The following is a 24,547-nucleotide window of genomic DNA, read 5'->3' on the forward strand; positions in this document are numbered from 1 at the left end:
TAATGATTTGGATTGAAATACTGGCTGGCTTCGTCATTTGGTTGACATTTTGGTCACTCATACCACGAGATGAATGGTGGTTTCGTGGTGCAGATTTTCCGCGTCTGCAAATCTTGGCTTTGGGCATATTTGCCTTCATAGGCTTAATTTTATGGAATGCTGAATGGGACTTGGCGCGTGAAATCATTTTAATTGGGTTGATTGCTGCCCTGGCATATCAATTAAAAATGGTTTTGCCTTATACCTTTATTTGGAAAAAACAAGTCAAAAAAGTTCGATCAGACCAGTTAGATAAACAGAAACAAATTTCAATCATTGTCTCAAATGTACTTACGCCGAATACTCAATATCACTTATTATTGGCACAAATACAAAAGCATCAACCTGACTTAGTACTCACGCTAGAAACCGATCAAACTTGGCAAAATGAATTGGCAGTGATTGAAGCTGATTATCCTTATCGCGTACCCGTACCTTTAGATAATTTGTATGGGATGCATTTGTATAGCAAGTTAGAACTTAGTGAAACTGAAGTCAAATTTATTCTCAGTGATGAAATTCCTTCGATCCATACCCGAGTCACCTTAGCATCAGGAAATCAGGTTCAACTGTATTGTTTACATCCCAAACCGCCAAGTCCAACAGAAGCCAAAGATTCAACTTTACGCGATGCAGAATTGCTGATTGTGGGCGATCAGATTAAAGATTTAGATGAAAGTTGCATCGTTATGGGGGACCTGAATGATGTGGCATGGTCACGTACTACACGACTCTTTCAACGAATCAGTGGGCTTTTAGACCCACGTGTTGGACGGCATTTCGTAAATACCTTTCATGCCAATTATCCACTGCTGCGTTGGTCGCTCGACCATATTTTTCATAGTACAGATTTTGCATTGGTACACATGGAACGCTTGCCCAATATAGGTTCAGACCATTTTCCAGTCTATGTGGTGCTGCAAACAGGCAGGGTATTTGAGCAAATCCAAGAAGAATTAGAGCAAACAGATGAAGATGAACAAGAAGCGCAAGAGGCAATTCAGGAGGGTATAGAAAAAGCTGAGAAAGAGGAGAAGATTGTGACTGATGAAATCGCCCATGATTATAAGGATGGTACGAAGGCACCTTGATTTTGTTTGATTTAAGAGAAAAGTGTAAGAAATAGCTTACACAGCTTTCGGCTTCTGACGAATGGTCAGGTCAAGTGTATTGACTTATTCTTTGTTCATCGGCACATGGAACTGGGAAAGGAACATCCCACTAAGGAAGACGAAGCCGATGGAAGCATCACGGAACGGATGCAGGAAAGGAAAGCCAATAAAAAATAAAAAGAATACTTGTGAAAGCACAACCTCATAGACCCGAGTTTTGCAGGATGCAGAACTCGGGTTTTGCTTTTGTGATATAGATTTTTTGCTTTTCTTTTGATCAATTTCTTTATACAGTGTGCCAAGAAAAAAACGATGAATTTCCAATAAAAATATAGGTATGAGACGTTCTATGCTGTCCGAATGGCACCAAAAAATATTGCAGATTACACACTTATCCACCGATGCACTTTCCATTTACCTTGGCTTAATACTGTTCTTTTTTGTGGCCTTTTGCCATCACCGCCAATTGAAATCACCTTATGCGATTTGGACGGTTGTGGTCGTCGCAGTGGGATTGGAATTGTTTAATGCACGCCATGATATTTTAGATAGAGGCTTTTGGCGTATAGGGCAAAGTTTGAAACATATTCTAAATGTCATGTTGTTGCCGCTGATCCTTTGGTTGATGGCCCGATACCGTGTATGGAAGGGTTGAATCACCATTGAGTCATTCATAATAAAAAAGGATATTGTGCATTTCACAATATCCTTTCTAGATGATAATCGAGTTGCCGAATTAAAAATATTTCCCGAGCTTCATCCTGAGCAATAAGGATCAATGGCGTGTAGTCAATCAAGCTGAATGCTGAGAGACCACTTGCGTATACAACTCCAAAGTCTGATCACACATCTCTTTTAAACTAAACATACTGATAGGCTGTACCTGCTGTGGTTGGTCTAAATGCAACTTTAAGGTTTCGAGTAATTGGGTTTCATCATCGACAGTGACTAAACCTTGCGGATAGACATTCGATAAAATTTCAGCTACGCCACCACGGTTCCAACCGATCACAGGTGTACCTACAGACAGTGCTTCGAGTACAGTCCGTCCAAAGGTTTCCGCTTGGCTCGACAAAGATAAAACCAAATCGCTAAAAGCTAACCATTCACGGATATCTGAACGATGACCGACAAAAGTAATCCGATCACTCAGCCCTTTAGCCGCAATACTGTCTTGCATTTCTTGTAAATAAGCCGCTTTTTTCGGATCTGCACCACCGACCACCACCGCATGTACGTCGGGATACTGTGTTTGTAGCTGTTCCATTAAATGGATCAGGGTTTCATGACCTTTCAAACGGGTGATACGGCCTGGTAAGCAAATCAGACGCTTATTTTCTAGTTCAGGGAAATCTTTTAGGGTTTGATTGAGCCACTGTGCTGAGGGTTGATAACCATGTGGAAAAGCAGCGGGGTCAATGCCACGATAAATACGCACAATGTCCTTGGTAGGACAGTTTTTGTAGTTGTCCGTGATGTATTTGACAACACTATCCGAGACCGCAATGACTTTTTCAGCCTGCGTCATGATTTGACTATAGCGATTAATCGAATAAAAACCATGTACAGTTGAAATCAGGTAAGGTCGCTTGTTTGCAGGAATCCCTTTGAGGGCAAAATGCGTGAGCCACGCAGGGACACGTGAGCGCACATGCACGATGTCTGGTTGATGTTGCTCAATCAGTTTACGTAGAGGACGAATTTGCCATAAGCTTGATAAGGCTTTTTTATGGATTGCGAGCGTGAGGTGAGTTGAACCTTCAGCTTCCAATTGAGTTACCATGCGGCCACCATTTGAAACCACTAAGGACTCATGACCGGCGGTCACTAAAGCACGAGCTATTTCTAAGGTTCCTCGCTCGACACCACCACTGTTCAATTCAGGTAAAAGCTGCATCACTTTCATAGCATTTCTCTTTTTTATGTGCTGAGTTGAACTCAATAGATTTTGTCATAGCCTTGTGGGCGGGTTTTAAAGCGGCGATGGAACCACATGTATTGTGTCGGTGCGATTCGCAGCTGATTTTCAATAATTTTATTGGTTCGAACAGCATCCGAAACTTCATCTTCACTCGGAAAATTGTCTAAAGCAGGTTCAATCAGCACATGATATTGAGGGTTGCTGATGTCGCCATCTCGATAAAAATACAATGGGATCGCCACGGCTTTAGCAATTTTTAATAAGCGACGATGCGCAGTAACAGTGGCTGCGGGAGTACCAAAAAATGGTGCCATGACCCCTTGTTTTAAACCAAAGTCCTGATCGGGACTGTACCAAATGGCATGGCCATTTTTCAGATTGCGAATCAAGCCACGCATATCATCATGGTCGATTTGGTTGGCATAGATGGTGGCACGGCAACGCACAATCAACATATCCAACAGCGGATTATTTTGCGGACGATAAACCACATCCGGCTCAAAGAACTGTGCGCATAAATAGCCACCAGCATCGAGCAGGGTAGAATGTGTGCCGAGGAGTAAAATACCTTTGCCTTCAGCTTGTGCATTTTGAATATGTTCTAAGCCTTCAATTTGCACCCGATTTTTGAACCACTGCGGACTGTACCATGCATTTAAAGTTTCAAAAATGCCAATCATTTGGTCGATAAAAACCTGTCTTGCATTGGCTTCAACCTGTTCTGCCGTCCATTCAGGAAAGCAAACTTCCAAGTTGCGAATCGTGGTTTTACGACGTGATTTGAGATTATTAAATGCGACAGAACCGAGGAATTGCCCAAGTCGATACTGAATTGCCCACGGAAGAATCGCCAAAATCATAAGAAATACAATCCCTATCCAAATTCCCCAATACTGAGGAAGTAAGAAAGACCATTGGAATTTTCCGGGTTGATATGTTGGCTTTTGACTCATAGGGCTAAATCAAAGATTAAAAAATAGGGTTCAGTTTAGCATGAAGCTGAATTGAAAGAGAAAGTTCAACCTCATGCTGCATCAGACTTAACCTTTGACTAAACCGCCATCGACAATCAAATTCTGCCCGGTGACCGCACGTGAGTAAGGGGACAAGAACATCATGATGGCCGCAGCAAATTCTTCAGGCGTGGTCACTGTGCGTAAAGGTGTCGATGCCGCGATTAAATCAAACACGGCATCGGGTGTCGCTTTACTGGCATCGGTGCTTTGTAATAAGCCACCAGAAAGCATATTGACGTTAATCCCAAACTCACCCAGTTCATGCGCCGCTGTGCGGGTGAAGGCCAACAGCGCTGCCTTTGCTGCAGTGTAGTCGTGGTAAGGCACGACAGGGTTTTGTACCAGGTTGGTACCAATATTCACAATGCGACCAAAACCCTGTGCTTTCATCTTGGGAAGCGCCGCTTGAGTGGTGTTGAGTGCAGCGACGACTGCTCCATCAAATTGTTGCTGTAAGTGCTGTGCAGTCAGTTCTTCAATTTTAGGACGGGCATCGCCATTAAATTGAAAATGGATGAGGGCATTATTCACGACAGAGGTGATTGAGGCACCAAAATGTGCTCTTGCTGCGGCAAAAAGCTGTTCTACTTGAGCTTTATCAGTGACATCTGCTTGATAGGCAAACACTTGCTGAGGAAATTCGGTAGTCAATTGTTCTGCTGCAGTTTGACTGGATAGATAGTTCACGACCACGCGTGCGCCTTCAGCAATTAACGTTTGGCTAATTGCCAAACCGAGGCCACGTGCGCCCCCTGTAACCAAGACAATTTGATCTGAAATTTGCATGCTCGTGACTCAATCTTATGTTGAACGTCACCATAGCAAGCTTTTCACATTAGCGGAATCGTCTTTACAAACGCTGTATGCTCCAATTTAAAACAGCGTCATTTAGGTTAGCCATCCAGTCGAGTCATATGACATAAAAAAAGCCGTATCGAAATACGGCTTTTTCTGTATGGAATCTTTGTGGACTTAGCCTTTAGCAAGTGTTTCTAGCTCATCTAGACGTTCCATTTTTTCCAGCATTTCGTCATCAATTTCAGCTAGACGCTGTGATGCTTTGGTCGCAGCATTAGCGTCAGTCATAAACCAAGAACCGTCAGCTAATTTTTCAGACAATTCAGCTTGCTCTTGTTCCAATGCTTCAATTTCAGTCGGCAGTTGTTCTAGGGCACGTTGGTCTTTATAGCTGAGCTTGACTTTTTTAGGCACCGCAGCGGCAGCCGCTGCTTCGGCTTTAGCCATGGCTTTTTTCACATCGCTTTTTTGATCCACGACAGTTTGGTCAGGACGCTGTTCCAAATAGTCTTGGTAACCGCCGATGTATTCATCGATTTTACCTTTACCATCAAATACCCAAGTCGACGTCACCACGTTGTCCATAAAGGCACGGTCATGCGAAATCAGTAACAGTGTGCCTTTGTAAGCGCTGAGCATTTCTTCCAACAGTTCAAGAGTTACCATATCCAAGTCGTTGGTCGGTTCGTCCATCACGATAAGGTTCGATGGTTTCAGTAGCAGTTTCGCCAACAGAATACGGTTACGCTCACCCCCAGACAGTGCTTTAACTGGTGTACGTGCGCGTTCTGGAGAGAATAAAAAGTCTTGTAAATAACTGTAGATGTGACGACGGCTACCGTTTACATCGACATGGTCTGAGCCTTCAGAAACGTTATCTTTCACTGATTTTTCAAGATCAAGTGCATTTCGAAGCTGATCAAAGTAAGCAACTTCAAGCTGTGTACCTGTTTTTACTGTACCAGTATGTTCTTGCTCACCCAAAATAGCTTTGATAAGAGTGGTTTTACCCACACCGTTGTCACCGACTAAGCCGATACGGTCACCACGTAATACCAGTGCCGAGAAATCTTTGATGATTGGCGCGCTGTTGCCAAATTGCACAGCTAAGTTTTCAATTTCAAAGACCACTTTACCTGAGCGCTGCGCATCTTGCGTTGCCATGCTCACTTTGCCTTGTTGTGAACGGCGCGCTTTAGACTCTTCACGCAATGCTTTTAAGGCACGAACACGACCTTCGTTACGGGTACGACGCGCTTTAATGCCCTGACGAATCCATACTTCTTCTTCAGCGAGTTTTTTATCGAATAGCGCATTTTGCTTTTCTTCCGCTTCCATTTGCTGAGCTTTGAGTTCGAGGTAACGTGAATAGTTACCTTCATAGCTACGCAAAATGCCGCGGTCAAGTTCCACAATACGGGTTGCGATGCTGTCGACAAATGAACGGTCATGCGAAATAAACAACAGGGTTAAGTTGTTTTGATCAAGCAGGAATTTTTCGAGCCATTCAATACTTTCAACGTCCAAATGGTTGGTCGGTTCGTCGAGTAGTAATACGTCGGGCTGCGTCAAGAGAGCACGTGCCAATAAAACACGACGCTTACGACCACCAGACAAATCTGCAAGGTCAGCTTCTGGGTCTAGGCCCATTTTACTGAGGATAGCATTCACTTTGGTTTCAAGTGACCAGCCATCCATTTGATCCATCTGATGTTGTAAGTTACCCATGCGCTCACAGGCGTCCATATCGCCGAGTACGCAGGCTTCGCTGGCTTCATGATAAGCACGCAGTACAGTAGCAGCTTCACCTGCACCATCGGCAACAATATCAGCAACTTTGCCCGAATCCATGGGTACATCTTGCGCAAGCATTGAAATCGTAATGCCATTTTGTAATGAAACTTCACCGCCGTCTGGCAATAAAGTTCCCTCAATCAGTTTAAGTAAAGTAGACTTACCTTCACCATTACGACCGATTAGACACACTCGCTCGCCACGTTCTAAACTGAAGTTCGCGCCGTCGAGTAGGGAAGGTCCGCCAAATGCAAGCTGGACGTCCCTTAAAGTAATATAGGCCATAATGTTTCCTGAAATCTTATATGAGGAGTGTAAATTGACTACACAACAAAATCTTGATGAACAGGCGTCATTTTCCGCACCCATTGAAGATTTGCAAGTCCGAATTGCATTTTTAGATGATTTAGTTGACCAACTGAATGATCAAGTTGCGCGTCAAAACGCCGAAATCGCTGATTTAAAGAAACAAATGCAGATGTTGTATCGTCGTATTGAATCGGCAGATTTATCTGAAGGCATCGCGGCATTTGACCCGATGACCAACCGCCCACCGCATTATTAATGTCGATTTTGAATGACAGGCAGATGACGAATCAGCGCCAAAGCTGTGGATTGGTGTAAATTTATTTGACCTTTTGCAGCGTGACAGGTCTAATGCACCGCATCTGCTGATCGAAACCCATTATTTCATCTCATGAGTCAAAAAGTTGTCCTGCTAGATTTGGAAAATAACCCGCCCACAGCAAATCTATTGCGCAATATCATTGAACATTACAGTACTTTGTATGTGTTTAGCTGCAGTGGAAAATTTGAATATGCACTTGAAGATTTAACTGAAATTGCAGGGTGGATCGCGAGTGGTCAATTGGTGGTTTTGGATATTCCAGAAACGCCGCAAAAAGAATTTGAATATGCGGTGATTGTGGGGCAACTGATGGCCTTGATGGATCCAGATGCGCATATTGAAGTGATTTCAGCGATGCCGGATATTGGCTTATTGATAGAACAATTGGACGGCTCTGGACTCAGCGCACATCTCATTCAAATTCAGTCAGAACAAGAAGTTTCACATAAAGTTAAGTATAAAATTCCTGACCTAGAAACCATTCGGAATAAACCTGATTTATTACTGATTAAACACTATTGTGATGGTCTGGAAAAACTCAGTGGCAAGCCAAACAGTTTGGATAAACTGAAAAACTCGCTGATGAATATTTTGCAAGTCTCTAGCGAAAAAGCTCAGCATTTGGTCGGTATGTTGATCAATCTAAAAATCGTCAAACGCTTTGATGAGCAGATTTCGATTCGAAAAAAAGTACTCAAACAATGGGTGCAGCTAGATTTAAATACGACTGCTGAAACAGCATTGCCGATAAAGACAGACCTGAATGCATTTACTGCTTCACTCGAAGAACAAACCTCAAATACTGATGATACGGCGTCGATTATTCAGGCTGCACAGCAAGGCTTATTTAAAAATTTCAATAAAATTGACCCTGTGCAAATGGAAGTGATCCGAAAATTGCATGAATTAAAGTCAGATAAACCAAAAGATATCTACGCCTTACGTGATTTATTGGAGCAAATGTTCCCACAATCTGACGTTCGATTATTACTTAAAGAGTTGATCGAAAAAGGATATATCTATTGGAATGGTCACGAAGTGCTATATAGCCACGAGATGTTCCTGAATTAATTTTATCGAGTGAACTTGCGTTTTATATTGCGCTTATGCAACTCTAATAAAGGAATATAAAGGTTGTGCTATGGAAAATACTGGAATCTGGGTTACCGTTTTTATTGTGGTCTTTGTACTTGGGTCGATTTTTGGACTTCGAGTAAATCCTAGAGAAAAAGCCTTGGGCATTATGCGCGAGAAGGCGCGTAAGATGGGGCTGCACCCACGTTTAGTGGCTGCACCTGCTTGGACCAAGATTCCAATGGCATCTGAAAAGCGTGCCAGTATGGTGGCGTATTACAGTGTGCTGATTCCAGATGCGCGTTTGCCTTTAATGCGAGCTTTAGTGGTCGATGACAAACTTGAACTGGTACATGGTGATGACAAGTTCAAGGATTTAGCCATTACATTAAAGGGCATTTATGCTATTGATATGCAGGCAAACTGTGTAGGAATCTATTGGAACGAAGAATCTGACTTAAGAGCCACACAGCTTGAAGATATGAAAGCATTTTTACATTCATTGGCTGAACTTTAAATTTTAAAAAACCTATTAAACAGGAATGATGGTTAACTATGGCGAACGCTCCTCGGTCCACATCTAAAAGTACCACAGCAAAATCTGCCGATGCTGGGAAAAAGCGTGCGTTAGTGATTGTGGAATCGCCTGCAAAAGCGAAAACAATCAATAAATATTTGGGCTCTGATTACATCGTGAAATCATCGGTGGGTCATGTCCGTGATTTACCTACAGGCGGCTCGAGTAAAACAGCAGAGAAAAAGCCAGTAACTCGTGCAAAATTAACTGAAGCTGAAAAAGCCAAAAAAGCACAAAAAGCTTTGGTTAATCGTATGGGTGTAGACCCTGAAAATGACTGGAAGGCACAGTACGAAGTCCTACCGGGCAAAGAACATGTTGTTGCAGAACTGAAAAAGCTTGCATCGCAAGTTGACGAGGTCTATCTCGCAACGGATATGGATAGGGAAGGAGAAGCAATTGCTTGGCATTTAAAAGAAGTGATTGGCGGTGACGACTCACGTTATCAACGTGTGGTGTTCAACGAAATTACCAAAAATGCCATCCAAGAAGCGTTTAAACATCCTTCTCGCCTCGATACAGATAAAGTCAATGCTCAACAAGCCCGTCGTTTCCTCGACCGTATTGTGGGCTTTATGATCTCGCCACTCTTATGGGAAAAAATCGCCCGTGGTTTATCGGCAGGTCGTGTGCAATCTGTGGCTGTTAAACTTGTGGTTGAGCGTGAACGTGAAATTCGTGCCTTCGTTCCAGAAGAGTTTTGGCAAGTTTTTGCAGATACCAAGTCGAAGAAAGACGATATCCGCTTAGAAGCGGTGAAGCAAAATGGCAAGACTTTAAAACTGCACAATAAAGCTGAAACGGATGCTTTACTGAACCTGATTAAAGATGCCGACTACACAGTTTCAGCTCGTGAAGATAAACCAACCAAGGTTAATCCAAGTGCGCCATACATCACGTCTACACTGCAACAAGCAGCGAGTACACGTTTAGGTTTTTCTGTGAAGAAAACCATGATGTTGGCGCAGCGTTTATATGAAGCCGGCTTTATTACCTACATGCGTACAGACTCAACATTCTTGAGTGATGACGCTGTGAATATGGTTCGTGGTCATATTGAAACTGAGTTTGGTCAAAAATATTTACCGGCTAAACCAAATCGCTACGGCAATAAAGCTGGTGCGCAAGAAGCCCATGAAGCGATTCGTCCATCAAATGTAGCGCTAAAAGGCGATAGTTTGGTGGGTGTAGAGCGTGATGCACAGCGTCTTTATGACTTGATCTGGCGTCAGTTCGTTGCATGTCAAATGACTCCAGCAGAATATTTATCATCAACGATTTTAGTCAATGCCAATGGCGTCGAACTCAAAGCCAAAGGTCGTACATTGGTCTTTGATGGTTTCACTAAAGTGCGTGGTCAAAATAAATCGGATGATGATGTACTGCTTCCTGCTGTAAAAGTCGGTGAAGTACTGAAACTTGAAAAATTAGATCCATCGCAACACTTTACTAAACCACCTGCGCGCTTCACTGAAGCATCTTTGGTCAAAGAGCTTGAGAAAAAAGGGATTGGTCGTCCATCGACGTATGCTGCGATTATCTCAACTATTCAAGACCGTGGTTATGTGAAGCTCGATAACCGTCGTTTGTTCGCCGAGAAAATGGGTGAAATCGTGACAGACCGTCTCGATGAAAACTTCAATAACTTGATGAACTATGCATTTACGGCAGACCTTGAAGGCCAGCTGGATAAAGTCGCCGATGGTGATCGTAACTGGAAAGAGTTACTCAATAGCTTCTACGGTGATTTTAAAACACGCTTAACCACAGCTCAGGGTGAAAATGGCATGCGCCGTAATTTACCTGTAGAAGTGGATGCGGTGCACTGTAAAGAATGTGACCGTCCGATGCAGATTCGTACAGGGACTACAGGCGTGTTCTTGGGTTGTTCAGGTTATAACTTACCGCCAAAAGAGCGTTGTAAGGGAACTTTAAACCTGACACCTGTAGAATCATTGGCTGCATTGTCTGACGATGACTCGGCAGAAACAGCAGATTTAATGTCGAAAAAACGTTGTCCAATCTGTGAAACAGCCATGGACAGCTATGTGATTGATGGCGGTCGTAAGTTACATATCTGTGGTAATAACCCAGACTGTGCTGGTTTTGAGCTTGAAGAAGGTGAGTTCAAAATCAAAGGTTATGATGGTCCAACCATTCCGTGCGACAAATGTGATGGCGAAATGCAATTGAAGACAGGCCGTTTCGGTCCTTACTTTGCATGTAATAGCTGTGACAATACACGTAAAGTGTTGAAGAGCGGTCAGCCTGCACCTCCACGTGTAGATCCGATTAAAATGGAGCACTTACGTTCAACCAAACATGATGACTTCTTTGTTCTTCGTGATGGCGCAGCAGGTTTATTCTTAGCTGCAAGTAAGTTCCCGAAAGTACGTGAAACTCGTGCACCGAAAGTGGCTGAACTACGTTCTGTCGCAGATCAGTTGGATGCAAAATATCAGTTCATCTTACAAGCACCGGATGTCGATCCTGAAGGAAACCCAACATTGGTGAAATTCAGCCGTAAAAACCAAGCGCAATATATTGGTTCTGAAAATGCTGAAGGCAAGCAAACCAAATGGTCTTTGGTGTACCAAGATGGTAAGTGGGTTGAGGCTTAAGCTTTAAAATCAATAAAATGCTGACTTCGGTCGGCATTTTTTATGTCTTTTGATCAAGGATTTTTTAAAGTAAGTAATCGATTGAGCTTTTAAATTGAGCAAGACATTCTAAGGATGTTCTGTTTTAATTCTGAAAATAAACGCTAAAAATTAATTGAGATCTTGGGGAATGTGGAAAAAACTTCGGGTACTGTGTTTATTGCTGATTTTATTGGTTGTCGCAGTCAATGCCTATAAAGACAAAAACCAAGACTGGAGTAAACCGATCTTTGTATTGTTACATCCAATTAATGCAGATGGTCGAGAGAGCACACAAGCGTATATACAGCAGCTCTCTGTCAATGATTTAAACGATGTTCAACAATATTTACAAGCGACAGCACAGAAATACCGAGGACAACCGACTTATGTGTATTTTAAGTTAGGTCGCGAGCTGAAAGTTTTACCTCCCAAAGTACCCAATGATGCTGGCATGTTGGACATTATCTTATGGAGTTTGAAATTCCGCTACTATGCTTGGCAGCAGCATGAAAATGTGGATGGTGTTTCGAGTGTCACGCTATTTTTAAATTATTACGATCCGACCCAAACCAAAGAACTTAAACATTCCACAGCCTTGGAAAATGGTCGAATTGGATCGGTGAATTTATTTGCATCGAATAAACAGACAGCGCAGAATAAAATCGTTTTAGCCCATGAGTTATTACACGCTTTTGGTGCAACTGATAAATATGATTTGGCCACAGGTCAGCCTATCTTCCCTGTCGGTTATGCAGAACCCCAGCGGCAGCCTTTGTTTCCACAAAGCAAAGCTGAATTAATGGCGGGGCATATTCCTACCTCACAGACGCAAAGTAAAATGCCTGAAGATTTAGCTGATACTGTGGTGAATGACGTCACAGCGATTGAAGTGGGATGGAAAAAATAATGTGGATAATGCGTATTTTATCCACAGTTTCAATTGGCAGTGTGGATAAGATTTGGACTTTTCTGTCATTTTTCTTCATCATGAAGTTGCATAATCCATTGAATAACGAATAACTTGAGAAAAAACATGAGAACAGTAGGCAACGATTTAATTCGCAGTCAGCTCCATGAAAACCGTAAGTGGTATCTCGGTTTAGGTGCTTTATTGGTGGTCTTCGGATTGGTCCTTTTGGCAGCTTTGCCATTTGCGACACTTACGGTGATTTATATTTTCGGTGTGCTGATGATGTTAGGTGGCGTAATACATTTCATTGCAGCATTTAAAATTTTTGAAGGCGGTTACCGCTGGTTCTGGGCACTATTTGGTGTGCTGTATTTGGTCGCAGGTTATTATGCATTTACAACGCCTGTCAAAACGGCCATTGTCCTGACCAATTTATTGGCGATTATCTTGATCATTGCAGGGGTCATTCGTATCTTTAATGCTGTGCTATTTCGAGCATTTCAAGGCTGGGGATGGACGCTATTTTCAGGTCTATTGACCTTGATTACGGGTGTGATCATTTTGATGTCGCCTGATGCGCCATTTTGGGTATTAGGATTATTCTTGGCGGTTGATATTTTATTCCAAGGGGTCAACTACCTTACTTTGGCATCTTATATTCGACGTGAAGTGCCGAAAAGCTCGGCAGAGCAGTAAGTTGCTTGCGTCTCCGATAAATAAAAAAAGAGTGCTGAGGCACTCTTTTTTTATTCACTTTTAATGTGTACAACCCGTTAAGGTTTCACGCTATAGCGGCTACTAATTGCAATTCGGTTCCATGTGTTAATGACAATCGCGAGCCATTCAATCGCACTGATTTGATCATCAGTTAAAAATGGTAGGGCATCTTCATAAACTGCATCGGGAACTTGGCCTTCGGCAATCAATGTAATTGCTTCGATCAAGCTTAAAGCCGCACGTTCTTTTTCATCGTAGTACGCAGTTTCACGCCATGCATTGAGTAGGCTAATGCGTTCAATACTTTCACCTGTTTTAAGTGCATCTTGCGCATGCATGCGAATACAGAATGCACATTCGTTGATTTGGGATGCACGTAATTTCAGTAAATGGGCTAAACCTTCACTTAGGCCAGACTCATTTATTTTTTGCATTGCCAGTGCATCAAGTTCTGCAACTTTTTTATACAGTTCAGGTGCAGACTGACCTAGGTTGATTCGTGACATTTCGAACCTTTCTGATGTTTTTAGATATACCTGCTATTTTAAAACCGTTATGGTTGAGGACAAGTTTTATTTTGAGCATTTAGATGACCACTTTTGTTCTTGCGCCCGATTCATTTAAAGAAAGTATGAGTGCTCAACAAGCCTGTGACGCGATGCAGCGTGCAATTTTAAAGCTCATACCTGACGCCAATGTCATCGCTGTGCCAATGGCAGATGGCGGTGAGGGAACTGTAGATGCGTTACTCAGTGCTTGCGACGGCCAAAAAGTGACGATAGCGCTTACAGGTCCTTTGCCCAATCAACGTGTGACGACGTATTTCGGTTTGATTGACGGTGGAAAAACTGCGGTGATTGAAATGGCAAAAGCCAATGGAATTCATCTTGTCGATATTGCTCAGCGAAATCCTTTACTGACGTCAACTTATGGTACGGGCGAAATGATCAAGGCTGCTCTAGACTTCGGAGTAAGTAAAATTATCATTGGCTTGGGCGGGAGTGTGACCAATGATGGCGGTGCAGGTATGGCACAGGCATTGGGGGCGCAATTTTTAGATGAAAATGGCTTGGAAATAGCAGTTTGTGGTGGTTGTCTTGATCAAATTAACAGTCTTTTTTTGACGCAGCTCGACTCACGGTTAGCGCATACAGAAATTATCATTGCCAGCGACGTCATGAATCCACTATGTGGTGAAAATGGTGCATCCCATATCTTTGGCCCGCAAAAAGGCGCAACGCAGGAGATGGTGCGTCAGTTAGATCAGAACCTCAGTCATTATGCCGATGTGGTTGAAGCGACACTGGGTTGTACTTTACGTGATGTCGCAGGTGCAGGTGCTGCAGGTGGATTAGGTTTTGGGTTGATGGCTTTTGCGGGTGCATCGATGCAATCAGGTGTGGAATTGGTCATTGAACAATGTCAGTTGAATGAAAAAATAGCACAGGCAGATTATGTGCTGACAGGTGAAGGGAAAATTGATCATCAAACTAAGTTCGGTAAAACACCATTTGGTGTGGCACAGGTTGCAAAAAAGTGTAATAAACCTGTGATCGCCTTTACTGGTCTAGTAGGTGAGGGGATAGCAGAACTCTATGATTTAGGTTTCACACAGATTGTTGGGATTAACCCACCAGATTGTAAATTGGAAGATGCATTAAAATATGCGGAACTAAATTTGGAACATTGCTGTAGAAATGTGATGAGATGTTTGAAATAAAAATCAAGGTAAAATTTATACATGCATCTAGTGAGTTTTAAGATAATCATAGTTAGAAAATATGATTAATTTGGTTGAAAATCTTTGCAATATTTTTCCATTGGTTTTTGATTTTTTGGAATTATATTTTCAATGTTTTTTATATTTTCTATTGCATTTTCTTTTGCCCGTTTCGCTTTTAATAATTCAGAATTCTCTGAAGCAATTTCATATTGTGCTTTACTCATTTTATAAGTTGCACATAAATTATCGGATATAAGCTTATGATTGCCAGAAATTAGAGCTACAGCTAGATCATCATGGAGTTGAATTCCTTTCTGATTATTTTTACTTATCAAGTGATCAAATTCAGTTTGAGTCAATTTTTTTGCATAAGATGGATGATTTGTAAATATTATGAGTAATAAAACTGGCTGAAGGAAATGGTTAATTAGCTTAAAATTTTTCATAAACTTATCGTTTTCTAGTTTTAATTTTGATCGGCTTCGTTGCATAAATATGTAAGCATCTGATTTAAATAAATTTAATTTTGGATTAAAAAATAAATCAAAACCTTTAAAATCATATAGTTATGAAATCTTTGTGCAACAAAGCCATTTTGATCCTACATTAGCATGTATTTTTTTTCAATCTGCTAAACTATACCTATCCATGAAATGATGAGTACATATGAGTTTAGCCAACCTGATTGATGAATTAAATCCTCAACAAAAACAAGCCGCAACAACAGAAGCACAGCATAGCTTGGTTTTGGCGGGAGCAGGTTGTGGTAAAACCAAAACCATCGTAGCGCGTGCAGCTTATTTAATTGATCAAGGCGTGCCTGCTAATCAAATTCAAATTTTGACTTTTACTCGCCGTGCAGCGAGTGAAATTGTTGCTCGTGTGGAGTTGGCTCTAGGTGAGCAAGCCAAAGGGTTACGTGCATCAACCTTTCATACCTTTTGTATGTACCTCTTGCGCCGTATTCCAAAAGCTTTTGGTCTAGAACAGTTTTCGATTATTGATCGTGATGATCAACTCATGATGTTCCGCCTGATTCGTGGCCGTGATGATAAGAAAAACCCCAATCACTTACCCAAGCCAAAAGAACTCTGTGACCTATATTCTTTTGCGCGGAATACGCGCCAAAAACTTAGCATTGCCATGGAAAAGCAAATGCCTGAGTACTTTGCTTTAAAAGATCAAATCGCGGATATCATGAAAGAATACGAAGCTCGTAAACGTGCGCGTAGTTTTTTAGATTATGACGATATCTTGGCGATTGTAGCGAAAGCCTTGGCGGAATCAGATGGACTGGTCGATTATGTGGCTTCGATTTGTCGCCACATGTTGGTCGATGAAATGCAGGATACCAATCCTCTGCAATGGGCGTTACTTGAGCCATTAAAAGAACGTGTCAGCTTGTTCTGTGTTGGCGATGATGCACAGTCCATTTACGGTTTCCGTGGTGCAGATTTTGAAAATATTCATCATTTCAAAGAGCGTGTACCCGACGCACAGATTTTCAAACTCGAAAAAAATTATCGTTCAACCCAAGAAATTTTAGATCTGTCAAATTGGTTGTTGGATGAAAGTGAAATTAAATATGACAAACGCCTAGATGCCTATCGTGGTGAAGGGATTAAGCCGAAAATGCATATTTTCCCGAATGAGTTTGATGAAGCCAAATGGATTGCCATTGATATTAAAGAGCGTCATTACCTCGAAGGCAGCAAATGGTCGGATCATATGGTGCTTGTGCGTTCAAGCTTTGCTGCTCGTCATATTGAAGCGGCCTGTATTGCCGCAAACGTGCCGTATCGCTTTATTGGCGGCATGAAATTACTTGAAACAGCCCATGTAAAAGACTTACTCAGTGTATTGCGTGTAGTGGCCAATCCTTTAGATGATATCGCGTGGATGCGCTTTTTAACCTTATGGAATGGTGTGGGTGATGTAGGTGCGAGTAAGTTATCGCAGCAGATTTTACTTGAGCCAGAAATGCAAGCCATTGCAACCAAGTTGGAAAAATTTGGCAAAGTACCTGACCAAGCGATTCTGATGATGAAGCAAATGTCGGTGTTGAAAGATCAGGTCAAAGAATGTGTAAGCTTGGCTGTTCAAGCGATTTCTGAGCAGCTAGAAGAAAACTATAAAAAAGATTGGAACCGACGTGTCGGGGATTTTGATCTGGTGAAACAACTAGCATCAAAGCATACACAGCTCAGTGAATTTCTTGAAGAGTATGTGCTCGATCCTGTGTCCATTTCTGAAATTGAACGGCAATCAGATAGTGATGTGGTCACTTTGATTACCATTCACTCTGCTAAAGGGACAGAACAAAAGGTTTGCTATGTGGCAAATGTGACACCAGGGCAATACCCGCATGCACGTGCTCAGGGTAATTTCGATGAGGTGGAAGAAGAGCGTCGCGTGTTATATGTGGCGCTGACACGTGCGCAAAATGAATTGATTTTGACTAAGCAAAACTTGAACCACTGGGCACGTGAAACTGTGGATGAGCAAGGGCGTAAAGTAGAAAGTTACTTTATGAATGATTTAACTCGAAATTTATGTAGTTTGGAAACACACTATAAAACCCGTCAGCAAACCGTAAAAAGTGCGTTAATCGAAAGAAAATCGATTAATTTAGATTTTGGTATCGATCTCGATTAAAATAGATTTTTGACGTGATTTACACGCAAGTTAAAAAGCAAAATAGACAAATGCTTTTTGATGATGCTGTCTATTTGGAAGATTGAATGAAAATTTTAGTACGTAACTTAGAGCGTTCAGTTACTGAAGCAGAATTGGTTGAACTGTTTAAACCATTTGGCGCAGTAGAGTCTGCTGTTGTTGTTATGGATGCAAGCACAGGTAAATCGAAAGGGTTTGGTTTTGTCGAAATGCCAAATGGTCGTGAAGCTGTAAAAGCGATTAAAGGCCTGAATACTTTGAAAGTCAAAGGTGCGGGTATTCGCGTAAAAGCGGCTGAAGATAAGCCTAAAGCATAAATTCAAAAAGGAGCGTAACGCTCCTTTTTTTATCGGTGATCTATGAAAAAATGCTACTCGGCTTTGTCGATTGTTGCGCCATCTGGTTCGAACATTGCTTGTGGGCTTAAAACGCTTGAAGTCCGCTCATGGCAGCCCGAATATTTGCCTTTAAAAGATTTAGTGATCGTGGAAAATCAACGCTACTTACATGAAAGCGGAGATGAAGATATTGGACGTGCAGTGGCGATGGTCGATGTATATGACGTTCATGCATGGACTGAAACAGAGGTAGAGCAAGCGCAGGCGACATATTGGGCAGCAGGGTACTGGGCTTGGCGTCTGGAAAATATCAGGATGATTGATTGGGATATGCCTGTTCCCGCAAAGCGTGACATTTATTTAATTGAAATCGATCATCCATAATATTTATTGTGAATTTCCTAAAAATCCGTTTAAGCTTATTCCTGTAGAAAAACGCCAAAATTTAGGGAATTGTTCATGTCTCGTGTTGCTCGCTTTCATGCTGATCGTACCAATCAAAAGTTATATTTTACCCGTCTTGCATGTCAGCAAGCCGAGCAGACCGATCATGTTCAACAAGCTCAGGCTTATCGCGAAGCAGCGGTTTTTCATTTGCATGGTGCAGTACTTGCGTTTTTACAAGAGTTGGTGCGTTACTATCGTTTAAATGATCCTGCGCCCACGTTAAAGTCGATTGAAACGCTGATGGCTGAAAAAGGTCAGGTATCACCTGAAGTGACTGTTATGCAGCAATTGGCAAAGCAGGGCTTTATTGCAGAGCTGAAACGCGCACATCGTATGTGTCAATATGCACCTGAACCGTCTGCACCAGAGCCAGAAGATGAAACGTCTTCAAATTTAATTATTAAAGTTACCCAAACACCGCAAGCATGGTTGCCAGATACCGCTATTTTGCGTGAATGGCATCGTGATCTAACTCAATTAATTGATGGATTTCGTAACGAGATGGTGGAGTTCTAATTGGACTATTGCTACTTGAAATAAATTTATTTAACCCGATATAAGATTATCTAAGTAATACAAAGTGCAGATGCCTTTATCACCATGTTGCGCATGGAGGGATATATGTCTATAGAACAGTTGAAAGAACTCTTTGGGAACCAGGAAGCAATTTTAGAGCTGGTTCAATTGGAAGGTGGTGAGTTGGCATTGCGTAATGCAGGCTCAGAAAAAGAGCCTTTGGTGACTATCCAATTCAATGAAGAATTACGCAATATTTTGGGCGATCAAATGAGTGTGATCGCTCAGCAAATGATTCAGGCTGCATTGTTTGGTTTGTTAGAAAAACAAGTGGATGAATGGCATGCCGAAGTGGTCGATGAAAAGCCTAAATATATGAGCTAATCATATAGGCACTGATTTTTAGATCATGATGAAAACGCACCTTTCGGTGCGTTTTTTTATGCCCAAAATGACACTTAGACTGTGCCCAGTTCAGTAGGTGAGATCAGTATCGAACCTAAAAATACAATAAAGACCCCGATGAGCTGTAAGAAAAAAGGATTTTTGGCATCTTGCCAATACAGAATCAGAAAGACGATGGAAATGGGATAAAACAATAGACAGCCCAGTCCCCATAAAATACTGGTTTTAAATGCAGCGATGAGAAAGCCCAGACCGCCAATTAAAATAATGGCAAAGCCTAAATAGAGAATGTACATGTTTTTCTCGTTTCTTGTTTGAAGTTTTTAAAATGATGCTTCGTTTGATGCTCATTTTATCAATATGTTTTTAAATTCAATTAGTTGTAATTTTAAAATTAATGAATTATATCCATTAAAAAAAGGCGATGCTTTAACACATCGCCTTTTGGGTTTTGCTCATAAGAACTTAATTAGGTACTTAGTTTAGTGTGTCGGAGTTTGGTGATGGGCAATTTGGATTTGATTTAAAATATGATTGCTCATATTTTTTGCCATTTCCTCTTTGGCATAATAAACCTCACCGACATTGTCACGATGAATGACTTCAGCTTCTTCTTTGCTTTCCGCACAAACCAATACTTGGATAGACGGATTCAGCATTTTGGCAATGTCGACAATTTTATGAATATCTAAAATATCCATAGGTGAAATGACCAAAAGGCGTGCGTGTTGAATATGGGCTTGAATTAAAACCCCAGGTTCTGTTGCTACACCGGATACCGCAGCGATGCCTTTTTCCCGCAAGTTTTCCACGATTTCACGGTTTTCTTCAGCAATAACCACTTTAATGTTTTCATTCATTAATTCGCGGGTAATACGACGACCGACTTCACCATGACCAATCAGCACCACCTGATCACGCAGATAATCCTGTGAGACCTCATCCGGCAACATGGCTAATGGGTCACTACTACGTTCCAGTAAACGGGCCAAATTCGAGCGCTCACGGATGAGTCGCTGAATAGGCTCGATGGCTGAAAATATAAATGAATTCAGCGTAATCGAGATTAAAGCGCCTGCCAGTATCAGATTTTGACCTTCCATTGAAAGGAGATTTAGAGATACACCTAAGGTCGCCAAAATAAATGAGAACTCACCAATCTGCGCCAAACTCGCCCCAACGGTTAATGCGGTATTGATGGGGTAGCGGAAGAACAATACCAATGCCATTGCAGCGATGGTCTTACCAATCATGATAATACCGACCACAGCTAAGACATGAAGCGGTTGTTCAATCAAGATCCGTGGATCAAACAGCATGCCGACGGAGACGAAAAACAAAATTGAAAAAATTTCACGAAGCGGAAGGGTTTCTTCTTCTGCACGGTGACTAAAGTCAGACTCTTTGACCACCATACCGGCAAAAAATGCGCCCAGCGCCATGGATACACCAAATACCTTGTAGGCACCAAAGGCAATAGACACGGCTGCTGCAACCACAGTGAGCGTGAATAATTCGCGTGAGCCTAAGCGCGCAACCACTTGCATAATCATTGGCACTAAACGTTTACCAATGATCAGCATGAAGGCAATAAAGCCAGCAACTTTGAGTAAAGTTAGACCTAAGGTTAGCCAAATATTTTCATCAGCACTGCTTTCTGTGAGCGGTTGGCCGCCAAGCAGTACGGCAGTTGCAGGCAGAAGGACCAGGACCAAAACCATCACCAAGTCTTCAACTAAGAGCCAACCCACGGCAATTTTACCATTGACGGAGTTGAGTAAGCCGCGATCACCTAAGGCTTTGAGTAGAACGACAGTACTTGCACACGACAAACTTAAGCCAAACACTAAAGCTGAACCCATGCTCCAGCCCCAAAGCATGGAAATTCCCATACCGAGTAAGGTCGCCACTGCAATTTGTAAAATGGCACCGGGGAGGGCAATACGACGGACTTGCATCAAATCATTGAGTGAAAAGTGCATACCCACGCCAAACATCAGGAACATGACACCGAGTTCGGCCAGCTGGTTAGCGAGATGGATATCGCCAACTACTCCAGGCGTATTTGGGCTAATAATAATACCGGCAATCAGATAGCCGATGAGGGGAGGAAGTCGCAGGCGCGCAGCTATATAGCCAAAAATTAAGGCAAAACCAAAGCCAACAGCAAGTAATATTATGAGTTCTACATCATGAGGCACTAAAAACTCCTTAAGCCTAAGTTAAGGGTAAAAAAGACAAGCACAAAAAGTGCCAAAAGCATTTTGAAAGTTTAGCAATTCGAATAAAAAAAATGCAAAAAAAAACGACCTAAGCAGGTCGTTTTTTTCAAAAAACTAAAATTATTTGATTTTAGCTTCTTTGAAAATTACGTGTTGACGGATTTTTGGATCAAATTTTTTGATTTCCATTTTTTCCGGCATAGTACGTTTGTTCTTAGTGGTAGTGTAGAAATAACCTGTACCAGCAGAAGAAACTAGGCGAATTTTATCACGCATGTTCGTAGCTCCTTAGATCTTTTGACCTTGAGCACGTAGGTCAGCAACAACCTTTTCGATGCCCAATTTGTCGATAATACGCATACCTTTAGTAGTTAGACGAAGACGTACGAAACGTTTTTCGCTTTCTAACCAAAAACGGTGGTGATGCAGGTTCGGCTCGAACCGGCGTTTAGTTTTGTTGTTGGCGTGTGAGACGTTGTTACCAACGACTGGACGCTTGCCGGTAACTTGGCAAACCTTAGACATGGTGTAACTCCATTGATTTAGCCAACAGCAAATCTGTATGGCCAGTCAAAAAAAACATTGAATTCATTCAAGGGGCGTTTTATATCAAAAATGCGCTTAAAAGACAAGCGATTTTGCATAAAACGAACGATCACCTAGTGTGATCGTTCATGCCTTGATCGTTTATCGAAGAAGTGTCTTCGAAATCAGTTTGTGGATCGGCTTATTGAACGGTGGAAGAATGAATTTCAAACTATAGAGTTTTGGATTCGACATCACCGAGCGTTCATGCGACAAACTGAAGAAACCTTCTGGACCATGATATTTCCCCATACCCGAAGCCCCCACACCGCCAAACGGCAGGTCATCTTGAGCAACATGGGTTAATACCGTGTTTTGTCCGAAATGTCCTGAATGGGTACGTGTTGCGACATAGTCGGCACGTGCCTGATCAAAGTCGAAATAGTATAAAGCAAGTGGACGAGGACGGCTATTAATAAAAGCAATAACCTCGTCAATTTGATCATATTCCATGATCGGAAGGATCGGACCGAATATTTCATGCTGCATAATTTGCATGTCTGGAGTGACACCTGTTAACACAGTCGGTGCAATTTTACGTACAGCATCCACATCTTCATTTTGTGGGTTAAAACTGATGATTTGTGCGCCTTGATCACGCGCATCTTCTAAATAACCTTGTAGGCGCTTGTACTGCTTGTCATTAATAATCGAAGTGTAGTCCTGATTATGGGCAATACTTGGGTACATGGCTTCAACGCACACTTTATAGTGATCTAAAAATTCAGCCGTTTTACCACGAGGTAAGAACACATAGTCAGGTGCAACACAAGTTTGACCTGCATTCCAAAGTTTACCAACCGCAAGACGCTGTGCAACATCCGCAAGGTCAATAGACGGATGAACCAATACAGGTGACTTTCCGCCTAATTCTAAAATCACCGGAACTAAATTTTCAGACGCTGCCGCCATGACGGTTTTACCGACATTGGTCGAACCAGTAAAAATCATTTTGTCGAAGGCAAGGTGACTAAACGCATCTGAAATTGGGCCACCACCATTGACGACTGCGACCAATTCTTGAGGAAATGCTTCTGCGAGAGCTTTTTCGAGTACATCACCGAATGCCGCAGAGGCACTCGAGATTTTGATCATGGCATGGTTGCCCGCAGCCAAAGCACAAATCAGTGGGCCTATAGAAAGAAGTAGTGGGTAGTTCCATGGCGTAATAATGCCGACTACACCAAGCGGTTGATATTGCACCCATGCTTTTGCAGGTTGATGAATAATTCCGACATGGCGTTTGGATGGTTTCATCCAGTCTGTCAAATGCTTGCTATAATATTTGATGTGTTCAAGACATGTGAGCAACTCACCAATCTTCGTTTCACCAATAGAACGGTTACCATAGTCTTGATTAATTGCATCAGCAAATTGATCTTGATACTTAACTAAGATACGCTTAAGCCGAGCCAAACGGTCTATACGTTCCTTCGCTGTAGGCAATGGGTAACGTAAATACGCTTGTTTCTGCTGTTCCAACATATTGTTGAGATGCTGGTGATCAAAAGAATGTGGGGTCATTGAAGTTGTTTTTGTTTGACTATTCATGTCGCACGACCATATCCCAATTAGCGATTAATTAATTTTTAGAGCAAATACTCTAAATAGTCAAGTTACTTTATGTGTTAGTGTTCTAATGCTTTGAAATAAATGGTTGTTTTAGGATGTCTCACACCAAAACCTTAAAAACGAAAGAACGTATTTTGCAGCTGAGTTTGCAGTTGTTTAATGAGCGTGGCGAGCGTTCAGTGACAACCAATCATATTGCTGCTGAACTGGGAATGAGCCCAGGTAACTTGTATTACCATTTCCGAAATAAAAGTGAAATTATTAAGGAATTAATGGAGCAATATCAGCATGAAACGCTAGAAATGTTAGCGCTTCCTGATGATCGTCAGCTTGATGCCAATGATAAAATTCGCTATTTCCAAGTGTTAAGTAGCCAATTATGGGCTTATCGCTTTTTACATCGTGATGTTTATCACTTGGTCGAAAATAATGAAGATTTCCGCAAAATGTATCCACGTTTTGCTGGTCAAGTTATGCAACAAGGGCAGAAAATTTATCGTGCTTTTGTCGATGCAGGCTTAATGCAGATGACCGATTCTGAAATTGAGGCCTTAACCATTAACTTGTGGATCGTGCTGACCAACTGGACCAACTTCCTTTATATGTCGGGCCATATTACTGACTCCAACACTTTGGAAGAAAAGTGGGTGTGGCAAGCACTGCGACAAATGGTGTTCTTAGAAGGCGCATATCTACGTGGTGAAAGCCGTGAAACCTATGAGCGACTGCTCGAAACTTTAGGGCCGTCGGACTTATTTGCAAGTCTTTCAAACGTAAAGCATCAGGTTACTGAATAAGACTATTTAGTCTGGCTTTAAAAAGCGTTAGAATACTC

General features: G+C 42.0%; 26 protein-coding genes. 15 read left to right on the forward strand and 11 right to left on the reverse strand.

Features of this window, described 5'->3' with window-relative positions; all coding sequences use genetic code 11:
* The first annotated feature begins 2 nt into the window (after positions 1-2).
* On the forward strand, positions 3-1,130 hold the full coding sequence (locus FTU02_RS09950) for an endonuclease/exonuclease/phosphatase family protein (protein ID WP_180062918.1): 1,128 nt from the start codon (positions 3-5) through the stop codon (positions 1,128-1,130).
* A gap of 370 nt (positions 1,131-1,500) precedes the next feature.
* Complete coding sequence (locus FTU02_RS09955) at positions 1,501-1,806, forward strand: hypothetical protein (RefSeq protein ID WP_228144755.1); 306 nt, start codon at positions 1,501-1,503, stop codon at positions 1,804-1,806.
* A gap of 138 nt (positions 1,807-1,944) precedes the next feature.
* Here the strand turns inward: FTU02_RS09955 and FTU02_RS09960 are convergent, their stop codons facing one another.
* From FTU02_RS09960 to FTU02_RS09975, 4 genes are all read right to left on the reverse strand, one after another.
* The gene (locus FTU02_RS09960) at positions 1,945-3,057 is read right to left on the reverse strand and encodes a glycosyltransferase family 4 protein (protein ID WP_180156938.1); all 1,113 of its coding nucleotides are present in this window, start codon (positions 3,055-3,057) and stop codon (positions 1,945-1,947) included.
* Positions 3,058-3,089: 32 nt separating this feature from the next.
* A complete protein-coding gene (gene lpxL, locus FTU02_RS09965) occupies positions 3,090-4,025 on the reverse strand; it encodes an LpxL/LpxP family Kdo(2)-lipid IV(A) lauroyl/palmitoleoyl acyltransferase (protein WP_180156939.1) in 936 nt (311 codons plus the stop codon).
* Positions 4,026-4,112: 87 nt separating this feature from the next.
* The gene (locus FTU02_RS09970; RefSeq protein WP_180156941.1) at positions 4,113-4,874 is read right to left on the reverse strand and encodes a 3-oxoacyl-ACP reductase; all 762 of its coding nucleotides are present in this window, start codon (positions 4,872-4,874) and stop codon (positions 4,113-4,115) included.
* Between the two features lie 186 nt (positions 4,875-5,060).
* Positions 5,061-6,965 (reverse strand): ATP-binding cassette domain-containing protein, encoded by a 1,905-nt coding sequence (locus tag FTU02_RS09975; protein WP_180010180.1) that lies wholly within the window; start codon positions 6,963-6,965, stop codon positions 5,061-5,063.
* A gap of 34 nt (positions 6,966-6,999) precedes the next feature.
* Between FTU02_RS09975 and FTU02_RS09980 the strand changes: the two genes are divergently transcribed.
* The 6 genes from FTU02_RS09980 (at position 7,000) to FTU02_RS10005 (ending at position 13,207) form a co-directional block, all read left to right on the forward strand.
* Positions 7,000-7,245, forward strand: a complete 246-nt coding sequence (locus FTU02_RS09980; RefSeq protein WP_078189840.1) for a SlyX family protein — start codon at positions 7,000-7,002, stop codon at positions 7,243-7,245.
* Between the two features lie 132 nt (positions 7,246-7,377).
* Positions 7,378-8,379, forward strand: coding sequence for a hypothetical protein (locus FTU02_RS09985; protein ID WP_180156943.1), 1,002 nt, complete (start codon positions 7,378-7,380; stop codon positions 8,377-8,379).
* Between the two features lie 70 nt (positions 8,380-8,449).
* Complete coding sequence (locus tag FTU02_RS09990; RefSeq protein ID WP_180156946.1) at positions 8,450-8,899, forward strand: ammonium transporter; 450 nt, start codon at positions 8,450-8,452, stop codon at positions 8,897-8,899.
* A 38-nt stretch (positions 8,900-8,937) separates the two neighbouring features.
* On the forward strand, positions 8,938-11,580 hold the full coding sequence (gene topA / locus FTU02_RS09995) for a type I DNA topoisomerase (RefSeq protein WP_078192741.1): 2,643 nt from the start codon (positions 8,938-8,940) through the stop codon (positions 11,578-11,580).
* A 169-nt stretch (positions 11,581-11,749) separates the two neighbouring features.
* Positions 11,750-12,508 (forward strand): hypothetical protein, encoded by a 759-nt coding sequence (locus tag FTU02_RS10000; protein WP_180156947.1) that lies wholly within the window; start codon positions 11,750-11,752, stop codon positions 12,506-12,508.
* A gap of 126 nt (positions 12,509-12,634) precedes the next feature.
* Positions 12,635-13,207, forward strand: a complete 573-nt coding sequence (locus tag FTU02_RS10005) for an HdeD family acid-resistance protein (protein WP_078189701.1) — start codon at positions 12,635-12,637, stop codon at positions 13,205-13,207.
* 77 nt (positions 13,208-13,284) lie between these two features.
* On the opposite strand, the gene FTU02_RS10010 is transcribed toward FTU02_RS10005, so the two are convergent.
* Positions 13,285-13,734, reverse strand: coding sequence for a carboxymuconolactone decarboxylase family protein (locus FTU02_RS10010; RefSeq protein WP_180005282.1), 450 nt, complete (start codon positions 13,732-13,734; stop codon positions 13,285-13,287).
* Positions 13,735-13,817: 83 nt separating this feature from the next.
* On the opposite strand from FTU02_RS10010, the gene FTU02_RS10015 reads away from it, so the two are divergent.
* Complete coding sequence (locus FTU02_RS10015; protein WP_180156950.1) at positions 13,818-14,948, forward strand: glycerate kinase; 1,131 nt, start codon at positions 13,818-13,820, stop codon at positions 14,946-14,948.
* A 65-nt stretch (positions 14,949-15,013) separates the two neighbouring features.
* On the opposite strand, the gene FTU02_RS10020 is transcribed toward FTU02_RS10015, so the two are convergent.
* The gene (locus tag FTU02_RS10020; RefSeq protein ID WP_180156952.1) at positions 15,014-15,397 is read right to left on the reverse strand and encodes a hypothetical protein; all 384 of its coding nucleotides are present in this window, start codon (positions 15,395-15,397) and stop codon (positions 15,014-15,016) included.
* A 220-nt stretch (positions 15,398-15,617) separates the two neighbouring features.
* Here FTU02_RS10020 and FTU02_RS10025 point away from each other — a divergent pair, with 220 nt between their 5' ends.
* From FTU02_RS10025 to FTU02_RS10045, 5 genes are all read left to right on the forward strand, one after another.
* On the forward strand, positions 15,618-17,606 hold the full coding sequence (locus FTU02_RS10025) for an ATP-dependent helicase (protein ID WP_168377891.1): 1,989 nt from the start codon (positions 15,618-15,620) through the stop codon (positions 17,604-17,606).
* An 86-nt stretch (positions 17,607-17,692) separates the two neighbouring features.
* Entirely contained in the window at positions 17,693-17,944 is a 252-nt protein-coding gene (locus FTU02_RS10030) for an RNA-binding protein (protein ID WP_078189697.1), read from the forward strand.
* A gap of 42 nt (positions 17,945-17,986) precedes the next feature.
* Positions 17,987-18,349 (forward strand): ASCH domain-containing protein, encoded by a 363-nt coding sequence (locus tag FTU02_RS10035; protein ID WP_180156954.1) that lies wholly within the window; start codon positions 17,987-17,989, stop codon positions 18,347-18,349.
* A gap of 75 nt (positions 18,350-18,424) precedes the next feature.
* Entirely contained in the window at positions 18,425-18,928 is a 504-nt protein-coding gene (locus FTU02_RS10040) for a DUF6586 family protein (protein ID WP_078189695.1), read from the forward strand.
* Positions 18,929-19,033: 105 nt separating this feature from the next.
* Positions 19,034-19,312 carry a hypothetical protein gene (locus tag FTU02_RS10045; protein WP_078192732.1) on the forward strand — a complete coding sequence of 93 codons (279 nt, stop codon included), beginning with the start codon at positions 19,034-19,036 and terminating at the stop codon, positions 19,310-19,312.
* Between the two features lie 74 nt (positions 19,313-19,386).
* Here the strand turns inward: FTU02_RS10045 and FTU02_RS10050 are convergent, their stop codons facing one another.
* The 5 genes from FTU02_RS10050 to FTU02_RS10070 form a co-directional block, all read right to left on the reverse strand.
* Positions 19,387-19,629 (reverse strand): hypothetical protein, encoded by a 243-nt coding sequence (locus FTU02_RS10050; RefSeq protein ID WP_180156956.1) that lies wholly within the window; start codon positions 19,627-19,629, stop codon positions 19,387-19,389.
* A 186-nt stretch (positions 19,630-19,815) separates the two neighbouring features.
* Positions 19,816-21,534, reverse strand: coding sequence for a cation:proton antiporter (locus tag FTU02_RS10055; protein ID WP_180156958.1), 1,719 nt, complete (start codon positions 21,532-21,534; stop codon positions 19,816-19,818).
* A 141-nt stretch (positions 21,535-21,675) separates the two neighbouring features.
* Positions 21,676-21,831 carry a 50S ribosomal protein L33 gene (gene rpmG / locus FTU02_RS10060; RefSeq protein ID WP_001205031.1) on the reverse strand — a complete coding sequence of 52 codons (156 nt, stop codon included), beginning with the start codon at positions 21,829-21,831 and terminating at the stop codon, positions 21,676-21,678.
* A 12-nt stretch (positions 21,832-21,843) separates the two neighbouring features.
* Positions 21,844-22,080, reverse strand: coding sequence for a 50S ribosomal protein L28 (gene rpmB, locus FTU02_RS10065; RefSeq protein WP_000048256.1), 237 nt, complete (start codon positions 22,078-22,080; stop codon positions 21,844-21,846).
* A gap of 162 nt (positions 22,081-22,242) precedes the next feature.
* Positions 22,243-23,691, reverse strand: coding sequence for a coniferyl aldehyde dehydrogenase (locus tag FTU02_RS10070; RefSeq protein WP_180034939.1), 1,449 nt, complete (start codon positions 23,689-23,691; stop codon positions 22,243-22,245).
* 116 nt (positions 23,692-23,807) lie between these two features.
* Between FTU02_RS10070 and FTU02_RS10075 the strand changes: the two genes are divergently transcribed.
* Positions 23,808-24,509, forward strand: a complete 702-nt coding sequence (locus FTU02_RS10075) for a TetR/AcrR family transcriptional regulator (protein WP_078192728.1) — start codon at positions 23,808-23,810, stop codon at positions 24,507-24,509.
* The last annotated feature ends 38 nt before the right edge of the window (positions 24,510-24,547 follow it).

The organism is Acinetobacter sp. YH12045 (assembly GCF_013419925.1).
Classification (GTDB): domain Bacteria; phylum Pseudomonadota; class Gammaproteobacteria; order Pseudomonadales; family Moraxellaceae; genus Acinetobacter; species Acinetobacter amyesii.